This is a genomic window from Sorangium sp. So ce124, assembly GCF_051525235.1.
Classification (GTDB): Bacteria; Myxococcota_A; Polyangia; order Polyangiales; family Polyangiaceae; genus Sorangium; species Sorangium atrum.
On record NZ_CP150312.1, the window covers coordinates 5,053,175 to 5,072,609 of the forward strand.

15 protein-coding genes are annotated in these 19,435 nt (G+C 70.2%); 3 read left to right on the top strand and 12 right to left on the bottom strand.

Annotated features, from left to right (window positions below; genetic code table 11):
• From WMF19_RS18915 to WMF19_RS18930, 4 genes are all read right to left on the bottom strand, one after another.
• Entirely contained in the window at positions 1-1,098 is a 1,098-nt protein-coding gene (locus tag WMF19_RS18915; protein WP_437900372.1) for an AAA family ATPase, read from the bottom strand.
• A 241-nt stretch (positions 1,099-1,339) separates the two neighbouring features.
• Positions 1,340-2,098 carry a hypothetical protein gene (locus WMF19_RS18920; protein ID WP_437900373.1) on the bottom strand — a complete coding sequence of 253 codons (759 nt, stop codon included), beginning with the start codon at positions 2,096-2,098 and terminating at the stop codon, positions 1,340-1,342.
• Positions 2,095-3,294, bottom strand: a complete 1,200-nt coding sequence (locus tag WMF19_RS18925; RefSeq protein ID WP_437900374.1) for an AAA family ATPase — start codon at positions 3,292-3,294, stop codon at positions 2,095-2,097. Before WMF19_RS18925 ends, WMF19_RS18920 begins: the two co-directional genes overlap by 4 nt.
• Positions 3,295-4,032: 738 nt before the next feature.
• Entirely contained in the window at positions 4,033-5,055 is a 1,023-nt protein-coding gene (locus WMF19_RS18930; protein ID WP_437900375.1) for a zinc-dependent alcohol dehydrogenase family protein, read from the bottom strand.
• Between the two features lie 104 nt (positions 5,056-5,159).
• Here WMF19_RS18930 and WMF19_RS18935 point away from each other — a divergent pair, with 104 nt between their 5' ends.
• Entirely contained in the window at positions 5,160-6,095 is a 936-nt protein-coding gene (locus tag WMF19_RS18935) for a LysR family transcriptional regulator (RefSeq protein WP_437900376.1), read from the top strand.
• A 29-nt stretch (positions 6,096-6,124) separates the two neighbouring features.
• Here the strand turns inward: WMF19_RS18935 and WMF19_RS18940 are convergent, their stop codons facing one another.
• Entirely contained in the window at positions 6,125-7,444 is a 1,320-nt protein-coding gene (locus tag WMF19_RS18940) for a hypothetical protein (RefSeq protein ID WP_437900377.1), read from the bottom strand.
• A 331-nt stretch (positions 7,445-7,775) separates the two neighbouring features.
• Between WMF19_RS18940 and WMF19_RS18945 the strand changes: the two genes are divergently transcribed.
• Positions 7,776-8,360: a histidine phosphatase family protein gene (locus WMF19_RS18945; RefSeq protein ID WP_437900378.1), complete on the top strand. Its 585-nt coding sequence runs from the start codon at positions 7,776-7,778 to the stop codon at positions 8,358-8,360.
• Positions 8,361-8,392: 32 nt separating this feature from the next.
• Here the strand turns inward: WMF19_RS18945 and WMF19_RS18950 are convergent, their stop codons facing one another.
• The 7 genes from WMF19_RS18950 to WMF19_RS18980 all read right to left on the bottom strand — a co-directional run bounded on the left by WMF19_RS18950 (position 8,393) and on the right by WMF19_RS18980 (position 17,888).
• Positions 8,393-8,821, bottom strand: a complete 429-nt coding sequence (locus WMF19_RS18950) for a hypothetical protein (RefSeq protein WP_437329976.1) — start codon at positions 8,819-8,821, stop codon at positions 8,393-8,395.
• A gap of 267 nt (positions 8,822-9,088) precedes the next feature.
• Complete coding sequence (locus WMF19_RS18955; protein ID WP_437900379.1) at positions 9,089-9,949, bottom strand: SDR family NAD(P)-dependent oxidoreductase; 861 nt, start codon at positions 9,947-9,949, stop codon at positions 9,089-9,091.
• Positions 9,950-10,181: 232 nt separating this feature from the next.
• The gene (locus WMF19_RS18960; RefSeq protein WP_437900380.1) at positions 10,182-10,904 is read right to left on the bottom strand and encodes a hypothetical protein; all 723 of its coding nucleotides are present in this window, start codon (positions 10,902-10,904) and stop codon (positions 10,182-10,184) included.
• A gap of 7 nt (positions 10,905-10,911) precedes the next feature.
• Complete coding sequence (locus WMF19_RS18965) at positions 10,912-12,000, bottom strand: TRAFAC clade GTPase domain-containing protein (RefSeq protein ID WP_437900381.1); 1,089 nt, start codon at positions 11,998-12,000, stop codon at positions 10,912-10,914.
• 2 nt (positions 12,001-12,002) lie between these two features.
• Entirely contained in the window at positions 12,003-13,346 is a 1,344-nt protein-coding gene (locus WMF19_RS18970) for a hypothetical protein (RefSeq protein ID WP_437900382.1), read from the bottom strand.
• Positions 13,346-16,087 (bottom strand): TonB-dependent receptor domain-containing protein, encoded by a 2,742-nt coding sequence (locus WMF19_RS18975; RefSeq protein ID WP_437900383.1) that lies wholly within the window; start codon positions 16,085-16,087, stop codon positions 13,346-13,348. The genes WMF19_RS18970 and WMF19_RS18975 overlap by 1 nt, the downstream gene beginning before the upstream one ends.
• Positions 16,088-16,310: 223 nt before the next feature.
• Entirely contained in the window at positions 16,311-17,888 is a 1,578-nt protein-coding gene (locus WMF19_RS18980) for a CotH kinase family protein (RefSeq protein ID WP_437900384.1), read from the bottom strand.
• A 233-nt stretch (positions 17,889-18,121) separates the two neighbouring features.
• Between WMF19_RS18980 and WMF19_RS18985 the strand changes: the two genes are divergently transcribed.
• Positions 18,122-19,432 carry a hypothetical protein gene (locus WMF19_RS18985; protein ID WP_437900385.1) on the top strand — a complete coding sequence of 437 codons (1,311 nt, stop codon included), beginning with the start codon at positions 18,122-18,124 and terminating at the stop codon, positions 19,430-19,432.
• Positions 19,433-19,435: the final 3 nt, after the last annotated feature.

Genomic DNA, 19,435 nt, shown 5'->3' on the forward strand with positions numbered 1-19,435 from the left:
TCACTCACCGTCCCACCCGCGCGCGACCGTCTCGGCAGCAGTCAATCCTTCGGCGCCGGCGAACGGCGCGACGCGCGTGGGCCCTCGACCGCGGAAGAACCTCGTCCCGTGCGACGGAGCGAGCTGGTTGAGCAGCTCCGGGTGGTGGCTGATGAACCATACTTGCGGCCCGCTCGCCGACAACGAGAGCTCGAGCACCTCGCTCAGCCAGGGCTGGACCTCTCGAAGCGCGACGTAATTGTCGGGCTCATCGAAGATGACGAGCCTGCCCGGCTGCAGGACGGCGTGTCTCAGGAAGTACAGGCTGCAGAGCTGCCGCTGCCCCTCGGAGAGCTCGGAGAAGTCCACCACGTACGGGCTGCTGTCCTCCAGAAGGAAGGTCGCCTCGAGCTTCGGCGCCGTTCGACTGACTTGCAGCGCCTGGAAGCCATCCAGCACCTGCTGGAGAGCCTGGGTGGCGTGCATCGCCCCGCTGAAATCCTGTGCTATCCATCGAGGAAGCCAGGAAGCGAAGTTGGACAGGTCCGGGGTGAGCTCGTCCGCCTCTTCGTCCGTGCGTGAGGACATCGCGCGCGGATCCGGTCGAAGAAACCACAGATCGTCACGCAGCCATCGCTTGAACGCCGTGAGGTGCTTGTTGTCCTTTCCGGCCGCGATGGCGCCCAGCCCGGAGCGGGCCCAGTCACCGTTGACGCGGGGGCCGCGGGCGCCGTCGTCATCGAAGAGCTGCAGTTCCCCCATGGCGAAATCCATGAGGAGCCGGTCCCCCAGCTGGAGGGTTTCGTGTTTCACGCGGCTCTTGTTCGGTTCGTGTGGGCTGTGTTCGATCGTCAGCTTGTAGGTATAAGCCTGCTGCTCGATCTGCACGTCGAGCTCGATGCTCAGGTCGAACCTCTTCTCCCACCGCGCGCGAGAGACACCGGGAAACCAGCGCCGGAGCTCACCCTGCTCCGCGACCAGCGCGCGGATGCCCCACAAGGCATCGATCACCGAGGACTTGCCGGACCCGTTCTCGCCGAGCAGCAGCGCGAGCTTCCCCGGCTTCCATTCGAAATTGACGAGCGTGCGGAAGTTGTCGATGTAGATGCGGGTGATCACGACGTCTCCAGGTACACCGCAGCCATGTCGGGCGTGTACGGCAGGTTGTACTTCTCGTTGAGGCACACCCGGTCCTCGTGGATGCCGCCGGGCACCGCGAGCACCACCAGGCCGTGCTTGCCCCCGCGGGCGCGCTCGTAGAAGCCGGAGAGCCAGTCCAGGAGAAGCAGCCCCGCGAGCCGTCGGGGGTGGCCTGGCTGTTCATAGGATCATTTCGGCTCTTGCTCATCGATGCTGATCGCTACTGCTCGAGCATCCCAGCCGCCCGAGCCTCCTTCCCCGCTCTCTCGGCCTCATCCGCGAACGGCGCGAAGCTCGCCGGGCACGACGCCCGCAGCACATCGATGTCGGCCCCTCGGGCCACCTCGGCGAAGTCTTCCGGCGTCGGCTCGCGGCCCAGCGCGCGCCGGAGCACGCATTTCGGGTGCCCCGAAGCGCGGTCGCGCTCGTCGCCCCACGTCTCCTCCGGATGCCTCGGGATGGCCGCCGGGTCGCCGTCTTTCCCCGCGACTGCCTGCACCGCCGCCGCGTCACCGAGCGCCCACGCCTCGATCATCCGAAGCGGCGTCGCCTTCACCCGCAGCACATGCTCGGCGCCGTCCACGGCCGCGAAGCCTGCCTCGATCTCCTCGTGCAGCGCCTTCACCCGGCGGGCGCGCTCGGTGGCGTTCCGCTTCTCGCCGGATACCTTGTCGACGTCGTGCGCAAACACCAGGACACGGCAGCCCTCGACGAGCGTGCTCGCGAGGCGGAGGGCCTTGGCCGCTCGATCGGCGTGTCCCTTGAGCTTCTGCTTCGCGTCGAACCGGCCGAGCAGTGTGATCTTCTGCCCTTCGAACGCCACGTCCTCGCCCAGCAGCTTGCGGAGCGTGGGCTGGAAGTAGCCTTCGCGCGGCGTCCCGGGCGAGCGCCACTGTGGGGCCCCGGCGAGCTCGCCCAGCTCCGAAGGTCCCTCGGCTGCGATGAACACGGTGTACGCAGCCTTCTTGCGCCCGCTCATCGTCCCTTTTTCCCCGGCACCAGCCGCTCCTCGCCCGCGTTGTACCAGAGCTCCCCGAGCTCGAAGTGCTCCCGCAGCTCCTGAAAACTCTTGGTCTCGTTCATCGGGGTCACCTGCACGCCGCCGCCCTTGCCGCGGGTGACCAGGAGCACGGACTCGGGAGACGAGACGTAGTTGATGGTGATGGGGCTGTGGGTCGTGACGATCACCTGGGTCAGCCCTGTCCTGGTAAGCTCCTCCAGCATGGCCACCAGGCCGCCGAGGAGGCGCGGGTGCAGGCCGTTCTCGATCTCGTCGAGGAGCAGCACGCTGGGCGGCTCGCGCATCTCGTGCATGGCGGCCACGGCGATGAGGCGGAGTAGGCCGTCGCTCACCTGGCGGGCGTTGAAGGTCGCCTGTTCGCCGTTCCACTTCTCTGTGATCTCGAGGTGAGTCCAGCCGTAGCTCTTGCGCCGGACGTGGATATCGACGAGGCGCGGGTAGTGGGCGCGGACGCGCTCGATGAGCCGCGCGAAGTCCTTGGGTCGGGCCTTGATGCGCCCGAGAAACGAGGCGAAGTTTTCGCCGTGGAGGCCGAGCTCGTCGAATTTCTCGCCCTTGCCGCGGGACGACGCCCGGAGGGCGACCGGATCGAGGAAGTAATAGGCCCGGATGCGCCGCGCCCACTGCGCCAGCGCGACGAGGGTAGGGAAGCGAGCGCGATCGGCCTTGAGGTCGATCGTGGAGAGCCAGGAGGAGGGGAGCGACAGCGTCGTCTTCTCCTCGCCGGCGTCGGCGAGCTCCGGAAATTGCGCGACGTTTCTACCGCTCCGGAGGAGAACGGACCGCCAGGCATCCTCTTCGGCTCTCTTGATCCACTCCGACGCGACGCCGGGGGCGCGCCGTGAGCCCAGGGTCAGGTGCCACTGTACTCGGGCCGCATTCGGCAGATCGATCTCTGCCCGCATCGAGATCTGTGAGCGCTCGGCGCGCAGGTGCGCGAGATCGGCGTACTCCCAGCTATGGGCATCGAGCATCTCCTTGATGGTGCCCGCAGACAACCAGCCGAGCGTGTCGATCGCCTGGAGGATCGTCGACTTGCCCGATCCATTCGGGCCGACAAGGACCGTGAACGGCTGGAGCGGGATCCCCGGCGCGGTGCGCCCTGGGTCGTCCAGAAAGGCTTTGAAGGATTCGATCCAGAGGGTGCGGATCATCGCTGGTCATCCGGGATCATCGTCGCCCGGGGGCGCGAGGGTCAAGGGCGCGGGGCGGCTCCGGCGGGCGCAGCTCCAGTCGCCGAGCTCGGCGTCGAGGTCGAGAGCGGAAGAAGCCGACGGATGTGCGCTGCGCCGTCGAGAGGATACGTGCCGCAAACGGCGGAGGAGGCCGTGCCCCGGCGCAGGCGCCGGATCGCGGGCCGGAAGGGGTCCCGAACCCGGGCAGGCACAGGGCGCAGTGGACTGCGCCCGGAGGGGGTCCGGGACCCGGGCAAGCGCAGTGGACTGCGCCCTGGAGGGGTCCGGGACCCGGACAAGCGCAATGGATTGCGGTCCGGAGGGTCCCGGACCCCCCTTCTGGCACAAAATCCCGCGCTTCCGGGGGGTGAATGGCACGAAATTGCGCAAAACTGAGCGTTCTTTGGCACAAATTCACACCCGAAAACGCTCCACGGAGCATTTCATGGGGGTCCGGCACCCGGTGTGTCGCAATGCATTGCGGTTGTGCCGGTGCCGGCCCCCCCTCACTTGGCACAGATCACGGCCGGCTGGCACATCCCTCCCACACATGCCGGACGGGTGATCCGCTCTCGCGGGGAACGTCGCCGTGCACGCCACGTCGCGCAGCTCCGGCCGCGCCGCTGTCAGCCCGTCGTGTCCGGCGCCTGCTCACCGCGCGGCGCCGTGCCGTGCCGCGCTCGCTCGCGAGCACCGCCTCCTTGCCGCCGCCTCGCCTCAGTCGAGCCCGATCACCACCTTGCCGAAGTGCTTGCCCGCCGCGAGCTTCGCGAGCGCCTCGTTCGCCCGCTCGATCGGAAAGACCTCATCGACCACCGGCCGGATCCCATGCAGCTCGAGCGCCGCCACGAGCTCCACGGTCGCCTGCCGCGACCCGACCACCGCCCCCTCGACGCGGATCGCGCGGAACAGGATCGGCATCGGATCGATCTGGCTCCCAACCCCGCTCAGCAGCCCAATCAGGCTCACCACGCCCCCGGTCTTCACCGCCTGCAGCGATCGCGGCAGCGTCCCCGCGCCGCCCACCTCGATCACCCGATCCACCCCTTCGCCCCCCGTCAGCCGCAGCACCTCCTCGTGCCACTCCGGCTGCTTCCGGTAGTCGATCGCCTCGGTCACGCCGAGCGCGCGCAGCCGCTCGATCTTCGCCGCGCTGGACGACGTGGCGATCACCCGCAGCCCCGCCGCCCGCGCCAGCTGCGCCGCGAACAGCGACACCCCGCCGGTCCCCTGCACGAGCACCGTCGCCCCAGGCGCCGGCCGCGGCCCCGACTCGAACAGCGCCGTCCACGCCGTCACCCCGGCGCACGTCAGCGTCGACGCCTCGTTGAAGCCGAGGTGCGCCGGCGCGCGGACGATCGCGTCCTCCCCGAATACCACCAGCTCCGCGAGCACCCCGTCGTTCCCGCCCGCTCCGAGCGCCGTGGCACGGTACTCCCCGCGGAACGGCCCCGAAGCCCACGTCGGGAAGAACGTCGAGATCACGCGATCGCCCTCCTTCCAGCGCCGCACCCCGGCCCCGATCGCGACCACCTCGCCCGCCGCGTCGCCCAGCGGGACGAGGTCCTCCTTGCGCTCCCCGCCGTACCGGCCGCGCACGACCATGAGGTCACGGTAGTTGATCGACGCGGCGCGGACGCGCACGAGCACCTGCCCCGGACCGGGCTTGGGCGCGGGGCGCTCGGCGAGCGTCCACGCGTCCGACTCCGAAGCGTTCTTCCGAATGATGACAGTCTTCATGGCGTGTCCTCCAATCTTCCCTGGACACCCCATCCGTAGATCCGTTCCTCCGCGCGCAGTAGTCCGCGCGAGGGAACGTCACCTGTGCTATTTCAGCACAGATCATGATCTCGCTCGCCGCGATCGAGCTGCTCGTCGCCACCGTCGAGACCGGCAGCTTCTCGCGCGCCGCGCGCCGGCTCGGCGTCACGCCGTCCGCGGTGAGCCGGCGCGTGATGCGCCTCGAGCAGGAGCTCGGCGTGGCGCTGCTGGCGCGCACGACGCGCTCGCTCCGCCTGACGGACGACGGGCAGGCCTTCTACGCGCGCTGCGTCCGCATCGTCGAGGAGCTCGGGGAGGCGACCGAGGCGATCGCGCGCGCGAGCAAGAAGCCGGTGGGGCTCCTGCGCGTCGACGCGCCGGTGGCGCTCGGACGGGACGTGATCGCGCCGGGCCTGCCGCGCTTCGCGGCGCGCTACCCCGACGTGCGGGTCAACCTGACGCTGCGCGATCAGCACGTCGACCCCGTGGCCGAGGGGCTCGACCTGCTCGTGCGCATCGGCCCGCTCGGTGACTCGAGCCTCGTCGCCCGCCGGCTCGGCGCGAGCCGCATCGTCCACTGCGCGGCGCCGTCGTACATCGCGCGGCGCGGCGCGCCCGCGGCGCCGGCCGATCTCGCGCACCACGACTGCGTGGGGTACCTGCGCGACGGGCGGCCCTCAGGGTTCCGCTTCCTGACCGGAGACGGCGACGCCGTGCTCGAGGTGCCCATCTCCGGGCCGTTCCACGCGAACGACGTGGATGTCCTGAGGCGCCTCGCGATCGCCGGGAGCGGGATCATCGCGATGTTCGACTTCCTCGCGAAAGACGCGCTGGCCGCGGGGACGCTCGTGACCGTGCTCGACGAATTCCCGACGACGACCTGGCCGATTCACGCGCTGTATCCGAAGAATCGCCACCTCTTGCCGAAGGTGCGCGTGTTCGTCGATTTCCTCGCGGAGATCTTCGCTCCATCCTCGCCTGAACGCCGGGGAGAGCGCCGGCGGAGCGGGCGACGTTGAGCGCTCCGCCGCGGGGGCCGTCAGCGCCGTCAGAACTGGTAGAGCCCGCCCGCCTCGACGCCCCAGCCCGTGCGATCGGCGTCCTCCTGCGCTGCGGCCGCCGGATCGAGCTTGTGGCGCGTGAGCAACAGAGAAGGCTCGAGCACGATCGAGAGCCCCTTCATGGGCGCGAACGCATACCCCGCGCGCAGGGTCACGTTGCGCTCGATGCCGGGACCATTGGCGGCGACGCGCGCGGGCGCGGTGGCCGGCGCGCCGCCCGCCGCAGGGGTTCCGGGCGTGTAGCCGAGCTGCATCTCGTCGGTGCTGAGCACCACCGCGGTCCCGGCGACGAGGTGCAAAGAATGCTTGTCCAGGAACGTGACCTTCCCCGACACCCAGCCGCCCACCTCGGCGACGTCGTTCGTGCGATAGCCCTGCCCGAGCGTCAGGAGACCCAGGTTGGCGAGGTTCTTCCCGCCGTACGCTTCGGCCCGCACGTTCAGCGAGCCGGCCGTGATCTCGCCGAACAGGTTGCCGCCGAGCGCCAGCCGCCCCTCTTCGGTCGGCAGGTTCGCGTCGAAGGCGAGCCGCGTGCCGATCACCGAGGCGCCCACCCATGCGGTCTTCTCGGCGCGATAGCTCGCGCGCAGCGCGACGGTCGGCGTGCGCGAATACTCGACGTTGTTGAGGATGGCCGTGACGTTCTGGCTGACCAGGCCGAGCGCGGCGCCCACTTCGACGCTGCCGAGGTTCGCCAGGTAGATGAACTGGTGGCGCACGAAGCCCGAGTTCCCGGACTGAAACATCCCACCCACGAGGTTGTACGTGTGCGTGTTCAGCGGCGAGAACAGATCCCAGGTCTGGCCGAGCGTGAGCTTGTGCCCGTCGCCGGGAGTCCATTCCAGGAACGCCTGACGCACGCGAAGGCTCGTCCCCTGAGCCGGCGAGGACTTGCCGAAATCGACGAAATCGACCTCGACCTGCCCCTTCACGGGCGTGCCCTCCCCGACGGCCACGCCGAGGCGCGTCTGCTGCGCCTGGAAGGTGAGGCCGACGGCGTCTGGATCGGCGAGGAACAGCGGGTTCACCGCGGCCGTCGGGGCGGTGTAGTTCGGGTTGCCGAAGGACTCGAGGCCGTTCCCCACGACGACCGTGGGCTTGACGATCCCGTAGACACGTACGAGAGGCTTGTCATCGGCCTTCTTCTGCTCGACCGGCGGAGGAGGCGCAGGACGGGGCTCCTCCACGGGCTGCGCCGCGGCCGCGCCCGGCGCAGCCTGCTGAGCGTTGCTCGTGGCCGGTGCAGCGACTCCGGCCAGCGAGAGAGAGACGACGAGGGTTGCGCTGGGCGTCTTCCAAGTGCTCATGATCAATCTTCTCCGGCGGTGAATCGGACACGCGGGTTCACGTTCCGACATCCACGAGGGCTGCATCGGCGCCGCCGTCGACCACGCCACTTGTCATTTGGGTGTTCACGTGGGTCTCCCGAGAGCACGGTCCGCGCAACGTGGTTTTCAATGAATCGATAATTCTGTTGTGGCCTGGGAATGACGAGACACCCTATTACCGATCCGTCGGGATGCCAAAAAACACGCCCGAGACTGAGGGGGCTCCACGCGGCGAGAGCTCGGCGGTCCGCGTCTTGACAGCCAGGAGGGGCTCTGCGATTCCCCTGGACGGACCTCGCGAGGACCGACGTTGAGCGCGCGCATCATCCTGGTCCGTCACGGCCGCTCGGGGCACGTCCACACTGGCTGGATCGACGCCGCCGGGTTCCAGCGCTGGCGCGACGCCTACGACGCCGCGGGCCTGGCGCCCGGGGAGCTCCCGCCGCCGGCGCTCCAGCGCCTGGCGACGCAGGCGGGCGCGGTGGTCGCGAGCGATCTACCGCGCGCCCGCGCCTCGGCCGAGCTGCTCGTCCCCGGCGCCGAGATCGCCACGTCGGCGCTCCTGCGCGAGGTGGAACAGCCGGCGCCGCCCTTCGGCGACGCGCGGGCGCCGCTCGCGGTCTGGGCGCTCGCGATCGGGCTCAGGAAGGCCTACGGGGCGCTCCGCGGCGAGGCGCCGCCCGCTGCGGTGCAGCGCCGCGCGGGGGAGGCGGCCGAGTGGTTGGTCGAGCTCGCGGCCCAGCGCGGCAGCGTGCTCGCGGTCACCCACGCCTGGCTCCGCGAGGTGCTGGTGCAGGCGCTCGCCGATCGCGGGTGGCGGCGCGTGCACGCCTCCGCGCGTTACGCCCACTGGAGCGCGTGGACGCTGACAGACAAGCATCCATCCGGATCGTAGCTTCCCGCCAGCCGTGCGGGCCGACCCGAGCACTACCCCGTGCCCTCCGGCGCGCGCTGGCGGAGCGCGTCCTCCAGCGCGCGCTCGAACACCGCGCGCGATGGATGGACGGTCAGCTTGCGGATGGCGGTATTCGCGATCTGAACCCCGAAGATGACCACCCTGGATTGGAGCAGAAAGTGACCTCCCTCGATCGCATGGAGGACGGAAACCGTCGCCTCGGTCAGCCGCGTGCGCGTCACGTGCTCGTAATCGGTCATCGCCTCCCAGTCGTTGAAGACCAGCACTCGGCCCTCCTCGGCGACGCGCCGCAACATCGCCTCCTCGATCGCCGCGGCGCCCGCCTCCACCAGCACTCCGGTGACACACGTGACCATCAGCGCCGGCGCGGGACACCAGATCTTTACCGTGCCCTCGTTGCACCAGTGGGTCTGAAGGGGGCGGGCAGGGAGCGAGACCATACAGCTGGCGGGTAGACTGGGCCGCGGGCGACCGTTCGTCGAGGACCTCGTCGCACGATCTGCGTCAACATGAGGAGCCGCGCGACACGCCAGATCTCTGCGATGTCGTGTTGTGAGGGGCCCGACCATCACACGAAGTGAAACATTCAATTCGGGCGGCTGAAAACAACCTGTGCAGCTCTCCTGTTACAGCGACGGATCTTTATGCTGCCCGGGGCCGAGCCCGCCTCGCCTGCGCGCGGCGCGCGCTCCGGGCAGCCTGCCCCGTCAGGGCTTCGCCGCGCCCGCCATGAAGGCGGCGAACGCCTCGGCGTACTCTGGATGCCAGCGCGACAGCGCAGGTCGGTTCCGGATCAGGTCGTCCGCCGCCCACTGCACGCGGCGCTCGTCCATCTCGCGCGTCACCGCGTTGTCGGGACAGAGCAGATAGAAGTCGCCGCGGGCCATGCCGTCGATCATCAGATCGATCACCTGATCCGCGGTCCAGGCCTCCGCGGGCTTCTCCGGGCCCCTCGCGGTCATCCCGGTGAATGTGTAGCCCGGGATCAGGAGATGGGCGGTGATCTTGCAGCCCGCCACGTTGCGCAGCTCGTGGGCGAGCTGCTCTGTCAGCACCTTCACGCCGGCCTTCGAGACGTTGTAGGCAGCGTCGCCGGGCGGGGTGGTGATGCCCTGCTTCGAGCCCGTGTTCACGATGGCGCAGGGGGTGCCCTGCGCGATCATCGCCTCGGTGAACGCCTGCACGCCGTGGATCACGCCCCACAGATTGACCTCGATGAGCCGCCGCCAGCGGTCGACGTCCTTCCACGGCTTGCCGCCGCCGCCGACTCCGGCGTTGTTCATCAGGACCGCCACCTCGCCGAACGCGTCGTAGGCGACCTCCTTCAACCGTTGCACGTCCTCGAGCCTGGCGACGTCGGTCGGCACCGCGCGCACGTCGGCCTTGCCGCCGGGCGCGGCGGCGGCGACGCGCCCGGCGGCCTCGTGCAGCGCCGGTCCGTCCAGGTCGGCGAGACAGACCTTCAGGCCCATGCGCGCGAAGCGCTCGGCGGCCGCGAGGCCGATGCCGCTGGCGGCGCCGGTCACGACGGCGGCACGGCCAGATGTCAATGCGGGATGGTCATTCACTGCGGATCTCCGTCATGCGTTGATGGCGCGCCGCCTTTGGCGCGGCGATCGGGGCGAGCATAGTAGGCGCCGGCGGGTCGAGCCACGATCATCCGACATCCGGCGTGAGTGGCCACGTCCAGGGATGGCTTGCATGTCACCGCAGCCGCCCCCACCATGCGCGCTGGCGGACAGCCGCGCAGGTGCGCATGAGCGATTGAATTTTCCGGAGAATTTGAGGGATACCTCAGCCTCAACCCCCCACCCATCCGATCATCAGTCGACCGACGGCGACGATCACCAGCAGACAGGCCGCGAAGCAGCCGAGTCCCGGGCGCTTGCCGTTATCGCCTGCTCCCGCCACCTGCAGGCTCACCGCGCCCGGAGGATCCAGGCGCTTTTTTTTTAGCGTGGGCAACCGCTTCCACCGCGCCGGCGCGGCTTCGCCTTCGAGCAGCGCCACCGGGGGCGTGCGCTTCACGATCGCCATCGCGCGCGCCGCCCGGCTCTCCCGATCACCCCGCCTCGACGCGCGGATCGCCGCCTCGGGCAGCCCGAACACCTCGCCGGAGCCGTACGTCCCAGCGAGCCCGGCGAGCACGCGAAGGTGCCAGTCGGCGGGGATCGCCCCGGGCAGCCCCTCGATCGCCTCCTCCGGGATCGGCGGGAACCACACGGCGAAGTGCTGGACCCGCCTTCCGGTCCAGTCCTTCCGCGCCGGATCGAGGAACCGCGTCGCCACGTAGGGAAACACGAGAGACCCTCTCGGCCCGGGCTCGTCGATCTCGAGCAGGCCATAACGGAGCTCTCCTGCGCTCGCGTCGGCGTCGCCGATCATGGCCTCGAGCGTCGTGAGCCAGGCGGGGAGCGCCGGGATCTCGGGCACGCAGATGAACTCGTAGTCCCAGTGCTCGCCGCGCGTCCTCCAGAGGAGGCGCGATGTCTCGACGACGGGCGCTGGCGCGGGCGCGAGCATGGCTGTCCTACTGGTTCTGGTGGTAGGCCCGCGCTCCCTCGTCGTTGCGCAGGGCCGCGGCCATCGCTGTCAGGACCGCCGTGAACGCGTCGCCCCTCCGGATCGCGCCCTCGCGGGTCTTCTGGAGCCTGTCGAGCCGCGTGGTCGCGAAGTCCTTGATCGAGACGAACCGCAGGATCTTGCTCACGATCTGGTATCGCTTCGGGAGGAAGTCGTCGAGGGAGTCGACGAACGTCACAAGATCGCGCAGGCCCTGGAAGAACGTCTCTCCGGCCGACCTCTCCTTCCTCGTGGCCTGCGCCTCGCGGACCGCGCCCTCGACGGTGCTCACCAGGATCGCGGGGGCGAGCGTGCGCACGCCGAGCGAGGTGCCCGGGTCGACCTGCGCGTCGGCGTCGACCGGCGCGGCGACCGACGAGAGCAGCATGAAGCGGTGGCCGAACGCGCTCTCGGCGCGGAGCACGGCGCAGAGCTTCGCGAGCTGATCGTCGGCGTCGCGGCAGACCTCGCGCTCGAAGTCGCTCGCGCTGTACTCCGGCGGGAACAGGTCGGCCTTGCTGAGGGCGAGGATCCACTCGCGCGGGAAGCTCACCTCGTCGCCCGCGGCGGCGCTGGTCCGGCGCAGCCGGTCGCACTCGTCGGCGAAGTGCTCGAAGAGCCACCGGATGTAGCCGGTCCCCTCGCTGCGGTACTTCGCGCCGTCCGCAAGGAGGATCCCGACGTGGCTCATGCCGAGCTTGAGCAGGCCCTGGCGCATCGCCTCCCGCTCGTCCGCGTCGATCGGCTCGTCCTCCCACCAGCGCCCGGGGTAGTCGTACCAGTGGATGCGGACCGCCGCGTCCGGCAGGTCCCTGGGGAAGAAGTCGAACTCGTACGCGTCGAAGCGCGTGCTGCCGTCCGGGAACCTGCCCTCTTCGAGGCGGTAGAAGCGCCCGAGGAGCTGGTTGCCCTGCGCCTTGTTGACCGCCTGGATCTTGTACGCGTGCTCCTGCTGAAACGAGGGCTGCGTCTGCGCCCGGTAGAAGGCCGCCAGGAGGACCGTCTTGCCTGCGCCGGAGGCGCCGAACAGGGCGACGTGCAGATCGAGCGGCGGCATGGCTACTTCTTCTCCTTCACCTCGACTTCCATCTGCTTCACGCTCGAGCCGCCCCGGCTGTCGTGGACGACCGCCCACAGCGACGCGCGCCCCGGCTTCGAGGGCGGCGTCCAGGTGGTCCCGTGGCGCTCGCCGGGTCCCGTCACCGCGTCGCTCACGAGGCGCCGCGCCCCGTCGAACTCGCCCCCGTCCGTGTAGTAGTCGACCCAGATCGCCTCGCGCGCCGGCGGTCCGCCGAGCCCCGTGGCCTCCACGTCCTCGTCGGCGGCGCCCGGCGGCACGATCACGTCGATGTCGTAGCTCGTGCAGTCGTCGGCGTCCGGCTCTGCCGGGCTGCATCCCTGGGCCTTCGCTTCCGGCCGGACGCACGGCTCCACGAGGGGCAGGCCGCTCTCGCCGAGCGCGACCTCCTTGTCGTCCAGCTTCAGCGTGAGGCCGTCGAGGGGCGGGTTCGTGTTGGGTCGCTGGTCCTGGAAGACATACACCTGCGTGTAGCCCACGACGAAGCTGTCCGGACCGAGCACCTTCCCGTCCTCGTCGACGCACTCCAGTGGAACCGACAGGTCGTCCAGCAGCGCCGCGGACGGCTCGGCGCCTGACAGCACCGCCGCCAGCGCTGCGGACAGCGCCGGGGACGGCCGCGTCTTGCCGGCGCACAAGGCGAACAGCACGTAGGCCGACGAGTACCTCGTGCCGGTCGCGGTGCGCCCTGCGTCCTTGCGCCTGAGGATGTCGTCGGGGAGCGCCCACGTGAACGAGACCGCGTTGGGCTTGCCGCTCAGCCCTGGCTCGATCTCCTGCCGCTCGAAGAGTGCGGTCGGCTCCTCCTGCCCGCCGTTGCCGCCGCCACCACCGATACCGCCGCTGCCGCCGTCGTTGGTGCCGCCGCCACCACCGTCGCCGCCGCTGCCGCCGTCGTTGGTGCCGCCACCACCACCGTCACCGATGCCGCCGCTGCCGCCACCGCCGCCGCCGTCGTTGGTGCCGCCGCCTGCTCCTCCCGGCTGCGGGCTCATCCCCGCGATGTAGGTGCCCAGCCACTGCGGGAGGCACCCGAGATGCTCATCCACCCCGACAGGCGGGTTCACGCACCCCCCGATCCACGCGACCTCGACCTTGCGCGGATTGCCGTCGGCGTCGCCCAGCGCGTCGGCGTACGTCATCTGAAATGTCACGCGCTCGCCCGGCGCCGCGTACGGCTTGTCCGCCGTCACGGTCAGGACGCGGAGCGCCTCCACCTCGGACGACGGAGCCAGGTCGCTCCCTGCGCAGCAGGGGATGCCGAGGGCCAGGGTCGAGAGCGCGGCGAGCAGCGCGCGGCGAGCGGGCAGTCGGGTCCGTTTCATCAGAAGTCTCCTCGCAGCCCGAGCGTGGGCAGGAAGGGGAGCCCCGTCACGTACTCCCGCTTCGTGTAGTTGAAGTTGTAGCTGATGCCCTCCGCAGCCTGGTAGTTGTAGACGTTCTGCACGTCCAGGTAGAGCCCGAGCTGCCACCTCTTGAATCGCCACGTCTTGTCGACGCGGACGTCGAGCTGATGGAACAGCGGCATCCTCTCGCTGTAGTCGCCGCCGAGCGGGAAGGGCGAGTACTTGCCCGAGGAAGCATGGTAGATCGCGTTCACCCGGTTCGGATCACACCCCTTCTGCTCCGGATCGCAGACATAGGGTGTCTGCAGGTTGCCTGACACGAGGCGGAAGCGCGCGCCGACCTCCCAGCCCCGGCCGAGCTGCAGGTTCCCGAGCACGGTCAGCACGTGCGTCTGGTCCCACGGCGTGGGGTGCTCCTCCTCGCCGGGGCCGTCCGTGCGCACCGACCGCGAGAGGGTGTACGCCGCCCAGCCGAAGAAGCGGTCGTCCGGCTTGTACTTCAAGAGCACCTCGCCGCCCACCGCGTACCCGGTGCCGTCGTTGGCATATCCGTCCTTCTCGGCCGAGAAGACGACCTGCCGATCGAGCTGCTTGTAGAACCCGTCCAACGTCACGTCGATCTGCGGCGTGATCTCCTGCTCCACCCCGAGGCCGTAGTGGATGGATCGGTTCGACTTGATATCCGGGTTTCCGAACGGCTCGACGCTCTCCTGGAACTGGGGCGCCTGGTAGTAGAGGCCCACGCCGCCCTTCGCCGTCGTCCGCGGGAAGCCGCTCCGGATGTCGTAGCGCGCGTTGATCCGCGGGCTCACGTCGAGCGTGTGCGTGTCGAGCGCGTAGTCGACGCGCACCCCGGGGACGATCCGCGCGCGCGGCGAGGGGACCACCTCGAACTCGGCGTAGGCGGCCGGCCGGGAGTACGGGCCGTCGAACGACTGGTCCTGCGCGGGGAGCGTCGAGAACGGCTGGTTCGACGGATGGCCTGCAGGCAGCCTCGTCGGCGCGTGGAGGTTGACCGTCGCGATGCCGCTCGAGAGGTCGGTCCCGACGTTCATCGTGAGGAACCTGGCGAACCGGTGCGAGTACTCCAGCCGCAGGTCGAGCGAGGCCGTGGTGATGTTGAAGGCGAGGGGAGCGACCCCGAAGTCGAAGACGTCCCTGCCGAGGGCCAGCGACCAGAGGATCCTGTCCCGGTTTCCCAGGCGGTTCTCGTAGCTGAGCTGGAGGCGCTGGAAGGCGGTGTGCAGCCCGAAGTCGCCCGTCAGCGCCGGCTCGTCCTCCGGCGGCTTGTCCAGGGTGATCTTGAAGGCGTCGTCCGAGCCGTAGAAGCTCGCGCGCACGCGCTCGCTGGGGGAGGGGCGGCCCTCGAGGACGAACTGGTAGTCGTAGTAGACGGGCGCCTGCGTCACGCTGGAGCCCGCCTCCTTGAGCACGGGCCCGAGCCACGCGTCGACCCAGCTCCGCCGGCCCGCCGCGATGAACTTCCAGTCCTTGAGGTACGGGACGGGCCCCTCGAGGAGCACGCGCCCGTCGATCAGATCGAGCTGGACGACGCCGTGGTACTTGCCGTCCTGCTTCGGCGAGCGGAGCCCGACGTCGACGATGCCGCCCATGGCGCGGCCGTACACGGCGCTGAAATTGCCCGGGTAGAAGTCGATCTTCTCGAGCATCTCGGTCGGCACGACCGAGGAGAGGCCGCCGAAGTGGTAGATGATCGGCACCGGGGTGCGATCGATGAACGTGAGCGTGTCCTGCGGCGCGGACCCGCGCACGATGAGCAGCCCGAACCCGCTGCGCGCGACGCCGGGCAGGCTCTGCAGCGAGCGCAGCGCGTCGCCGCCGGTCCCCGGGATGCGGTCGATCTCGCGGCGCTCGAGCGTCCTCCGGGTCACCTCGCGCGGCGGGCGCTCGCCCTGCACGGTCACCTCGATGCCCGGCGCCGCGCCGTCCTTGGGCGCCGCGAGCGAGATGCGGTAGCGCACCTCGATCGCCTCGCCCTCCGCGATGTCCTCCTCGGCCGTGAACGGCTCGAACCCCGCGGCGGCGACCTCGACGCGGTACTTGCCGGGAGGGAGGTTCTTGAAGCGGAACTTGCCGCGCTGGTCGGTCTTCACGTCCTCGCGGCCGCCGTCGGGCCGGAGGAGGCTGACCGAGATGTCCGGGAGCCCCTCGCCGGTGCTCGCCGACAGGACGGTCCCGACGACCGTCTCGACGTCGGCGGGCGGGGCCGGCGCCTTCGTGTCGGCGGGCTTGGGCGTGAGCGTGAACGCGTACCGGTAGAGGATGCGCGCCGGCGCCGGCGTGCCGTCCGGGCGCCGCGCCGGCTCGAACACGAGGCCGGGCGCGGCCGCGAGCGCGGCCTCGTCGAAGCCGTGCCCGCCCGGCGTCTGGACCTCGGCCTTGGTGACGCGCCCGGTCTTGTCGATGTCGAGCTTGAGGATGACGCTCCCCTCGACGCCGGCCTGCTGGGCTTCGACCGGATACGCCGGCGGGGCGTACGTGATCAGCTTCGGCGGGGTGATGGCGGTGGGCGGCGCCGGCTGGGCCGTGCCCGGCTGGGGGACGACGACCGCGCCGGCCCCGCCGCGAGGGACGGAGGCCCCGCCCACGTCTCCCTCGGGCGGAGGCTCGGGCGGCGGCGCGTCGGCGGGCTGCGCGCGCGCTGCGCTGGCGGTCATCGCGACCGCGAGCAGCAGCGCTTCCGAAACAGCGAGGCGCATCGCAGAGGGCGCTGTGGAAGGCATGCGCGCGCACTCTCGCATGATGCGGACGAAGAGAGAAATATGCATCCGGGACGGGAGTGTGCTCCCGCATGTGCGTGCCTCGGCTCCACGAGGCGCCGGGGCGAGCGCGCGCCGTGACCGCCGGGCGCGCTCCGGGTAACGTGGTTCGCGGCTCAGCCACCCGTGGTTCGCAGCCCGGGCCGAGGCGCGCCGCCGGCGCTCAGTAGAGCGCGTCCTGGTGCTGCCACCGCTCCGAGAGCCACGCCTTCAGGTACGCGATCTCCTCCTCGTACGTCGTGAAGTCGTCGCGCCAGCTCCAGCCCTCGTAGCTCCGGTACGCCTCGCCCCACCTCGCCTCGTCCCGGCGCGCGCTCGCGTCGATGCGCGCCACGTAGCCGTCCACGATCGCCTGGATCTCGGCGTCGTCGAGCGCGCCGCGCAGGACCTCTCCGTACCGGGCGCGCAGCGGATCGCCGATCGAGGGCTCCTCCAGGAGGCGCTGGAAGAGGAGGTTCACGTTGAAGTACTCGACGCGATCCGAGGCCGGCTGGCGCTCCGTCTCCCACGTCTGGCCGAAGCTCGCGTTGAAGTCCCACGGCGCGTAGCGGAAGACGCCGCCTCCGGCCGGATCGTGGTAGTGGTAGCTGTTCTTTCCGGCCGAGTCGTCGGCCATGATGAACGTGGCGAAGATCCACCAGTCCTCGTAATCGCGCAGATCGATCCGCGACCCGATCTCGGCGGCGAACGTGGCCTGATCGGACGTGGCGACGAAGCTCACGAGGTCCTCCAGGTCCGCGAACGCGTCCGGCTCGCCCTCCGGCGGCGTCCCCTCTTTCTTCTCGAAGCCGTCGTGCAGCGTCTCCTTCGGCTCGTCGCGCGCGGTCAGCGCGAAGTTCGCGTCGTGGCTGACCGCCTTGTAGAGGTTGCCGTCCTGCGGATACCCGTGGTCCTCCATCAGGTAGCCGTCGACGTGATCGGCGACGGTGTAGAGCCCCACGTACTGCCCCTCGAGGTACACCACCGCGCTGTACGTCTTGATCTGGATGTGCTCCGGATCGATGCGGTTCCAGAGGTCGTACGCAAGGCGCTGCCGGACATAGGAGTTGTCGTCGAACGTGCTGACGAGCACGACCTTGCGGCGATCGGTGAACCCGCCGGCCTCGTCGGGCTCGTTGAACTTGTCTTCCTTGGGGAACTTGAGGGTGAAGCTGTTCTTCGGATACGCGAGCGAGCTCTCGCCGCGGAGCTCCGCCTCGGCGGCGTACGTGTGGCCGCGGTAGACGACCGTGGCCGGCGCGTACTCCTTCGTCTCGGGGGTCGGTGAGAGGAAGAGCACCGGAAGGCCGTACTCCTCGGGATAGCGGGCCGGATCGACGACAGGCACGTTCGCCGGATCGGCCCAGTCGTCGGCGACGCCGATCTTGACGCGCCCGACCTCGGACGTCTGCGCGACGCGGATCTCGATCTCGTAGACGGCGGCCTGGTCGAGCCCGGGTGAGAACGTCACCTCGCGCGCGACCGCGTCGTAGGTGGCGCCGTCGGGGAGCGGGCCGACCTCGATCGCGCCGTCGGGGAGCGCGAGGCCGGTCGCGCACGTCACGGGGAACGTCACTGTCTCGCCCTCGAGGAGCCAGTGCGGCCCGCCGCCCGAAGGCTCGCAGCGCGGCCCTTCGGGGCCCGACGACCCGCCGGCGGTCGCGCCCGCGTCAGCGGGCGACTCGCCGGAGCAGCCGGCACCTTGCAAGGATCCGAGGACCAGGGCCGTCGCCAGCGGCAGGAGAGGGCGGGGGGTGCGCATGGCGGCAATCCTAGCCGAGCGCGCGCGGCGCGGCCCCCCCGTCCTGGATGTGCGCCGGTATCAGCACGCGCGCCGACACGCGCCGCTCCGTCCTCAACATCGATGCCGCGGTCGTCGAGCTCGGTCCTTGACACATCGCCGACTGGCTATTAAACAAGTGTTTGAAACGGTCGATTGATAGGAGCTCTCGCGGAGATGCGGCTCCTGAGCCGGCCGACGACAGGAGGCGTGGGATGACGAGGGGCGAAGCTGTGCGCAGGGCGCGGAGCGTGGTGGTGTTCGTGCTCGGGGCGGTGGGGGCGATGGGGGCGATGGGGGCGATGGGGGCGATGGGGTGTGGGGGCGACGGGGAGGCGCCCGCGTCGCCGGGGCCGGAGGTGACGTGGTTCCGGGACATCCAGCCGCTCGTGGAGCGCTCGTGCGCCTCCTGCCACGACGGCGCGGGCGTCGGCGGGGTGGCGCTGACGGACGCGGCGACGGCGCAGCGGCTGGCCGCGCTCATGTCGCTGCGGGTGAGCGCGGGGGACATGCCGCCGCCGGTGCTGGACCCGAGCTGCCGCAGCTACGAAGGCGCGGAGAGGATGAGCCTCAGCCAGGAGGAGCGCCTCCTCTTCGAGGCGTGGGCGCGCGGCGGCGCTCCGCTCGGCGATCCGGTCGATGCGCCGCCGCCGCGGGGCCGGGCGGACACCATCGATGCGCCCGACGCCACGCTCGAGATGCCCGAGGACCACGACGTCTCCCTCGACGACGACGGCAACGAGTACTTCTGCACGATCATCGACAACCCCTTCTCCGAGCCGGCCTGGATCACGGCGTTCGAGGCGGAGGTCGGCAATCCGGCCGTGGTGCACCACATGGCCGTGTACCGGGATCTCGGCGGCGACGCGGGCATCGGCTACGGCGTCCCGCCGGGGACGCGCGCATTCCCGTGCCGCGATCCGGTCATCGAGCTCGACTGGCAGCTGCTCCACAGCTGGGCGCCCGGCGTCGGGGTGACGCGGCTGCCGGAGGGCGCCGGGGTCCGCGTCGAGCCCGGCGAGCAGCTCGTGATGCAGATGCACTATTTCGGGCGCAGGAACTCGGACGCGCGCGATCGATCCGGCTACCGCCTGGAGCTCTCGCGCGAGGCGCCCCGCGCCGAGGTCTACATGGATGTGTTCGGCCCGGTCCCCTTCACGATCCCCGCGGGCGCCGAGTCGCACACCGAGCGGAGCGCCGCGCCGAACGAGGGCCCGCCGCTGCTCGTGTATGGCGTCATGCCGCACATGCACGTGCTCGGCCGCTCCTACCGGGCCTGGATCGAGCGCGACGGCGGGGCGAGCGAGTGCGCCGCGCGCGGCGAGTTCGAGTTCCACCACCAGGCGCTCTACATGTTCGACGAGCCGATGCGCTGGGCGTCTGGAGATCGCTTCGTCACCGAGTGCACATGGGACAACACGGTGGACAGCGAGGGGCAGTTCTCCCTCCCGCCGCAGGACGTGCCCTGGGGGGAAGGGACGAATCAGGAGATGTGCTTCATCATCGCTTATCTGTCGAAGGAGTGATCT

Coding starts and splice junctions, on each gene's coding strand:
- WMF19_RS18950 (WP_437329976.1), bottom strand. CDS start 8,821: ATGGTCTCGCTCCCTGCCCGCCCCCTTCAGACCCACTGGTGCAACGAG.
- WMF19_RS18925 (WP_437900374.1), bottom strand. CDS start 3,294: ATGATCCGCACCCTCTGGATCGAATCCTTCAAAGCCTTTCTGGACGAC.
- WMF19_RS18970 (WP_437900382.1), bottom strand. CDS start 13,346: ATGAAACGGACCCGACTGCCCGCTCGCCGCGCGCTGCTCGCCGCGCTC.
- WMF19_RS18940 (WP_437900377.1), bottom strand. CDS start 7,444: ATGAGCACTTGGAAGACGCCCAGCGCAACCCTCGTCGTCTCTCTCTCG.
- WMF19_RS18980 (WP_437900384.1), bottom strand. CDS start 17,888: ATGCGCACCCCCCGCCCTCTCCTGCCGCTGGCGACGGCCCTGGTCCTC.
- WMF19_RS18985 (WP_437900385.1), top strand. CDS start 18,122: ATGACGAGGGGCGAAGCTGTGCGCAGGGCGCGGAGCGTGGTGGTGTTC.
- WMF19_RS18965 (WP_437900381.1), bottom strand. CDS start 12,000: ATGCCGCCGCTCGATCTGCACGTCGCCCTGTTCGGCGCCTCCGGCGCA.
- WMF19_RS18920 (WP_437900373.1), bottom strand. CDS start 2,098: ATGAGCGGGCGCAAGAAGGCTGCGTACACCGTGTTCATCGCAGCCGAG.
- WMF19_RS18960 (WP_437900380.1), bottom strand. CDS start 10,904: ATGCTCGCGCCCGCGCCAGCGCCCGTCGTCGAGACATCGCGCCTCCTC.
- WMF19_RS18935 (WP_437900376.1), top strand. CDS start 5,160: ATGATCTCGCTCGCCGCGATCGAGCTGCTCGTCGCCACCGTCGAGACC.
- WMF19_RS18975 (WP_437900383.1), bottom strand. CDS start 16,087: ATGCGCCTCGCTGTTTCGGAAGCGCTGCTGCTCGCGGTCGCGATGACC.
- WMF19_RS18930 (WP_437900375.1), bottom strand. CDS start 5,055: ATGAAGACTGTCATCATTCGGAAGAACGCTTCGGAGTCGGACGCGTGG.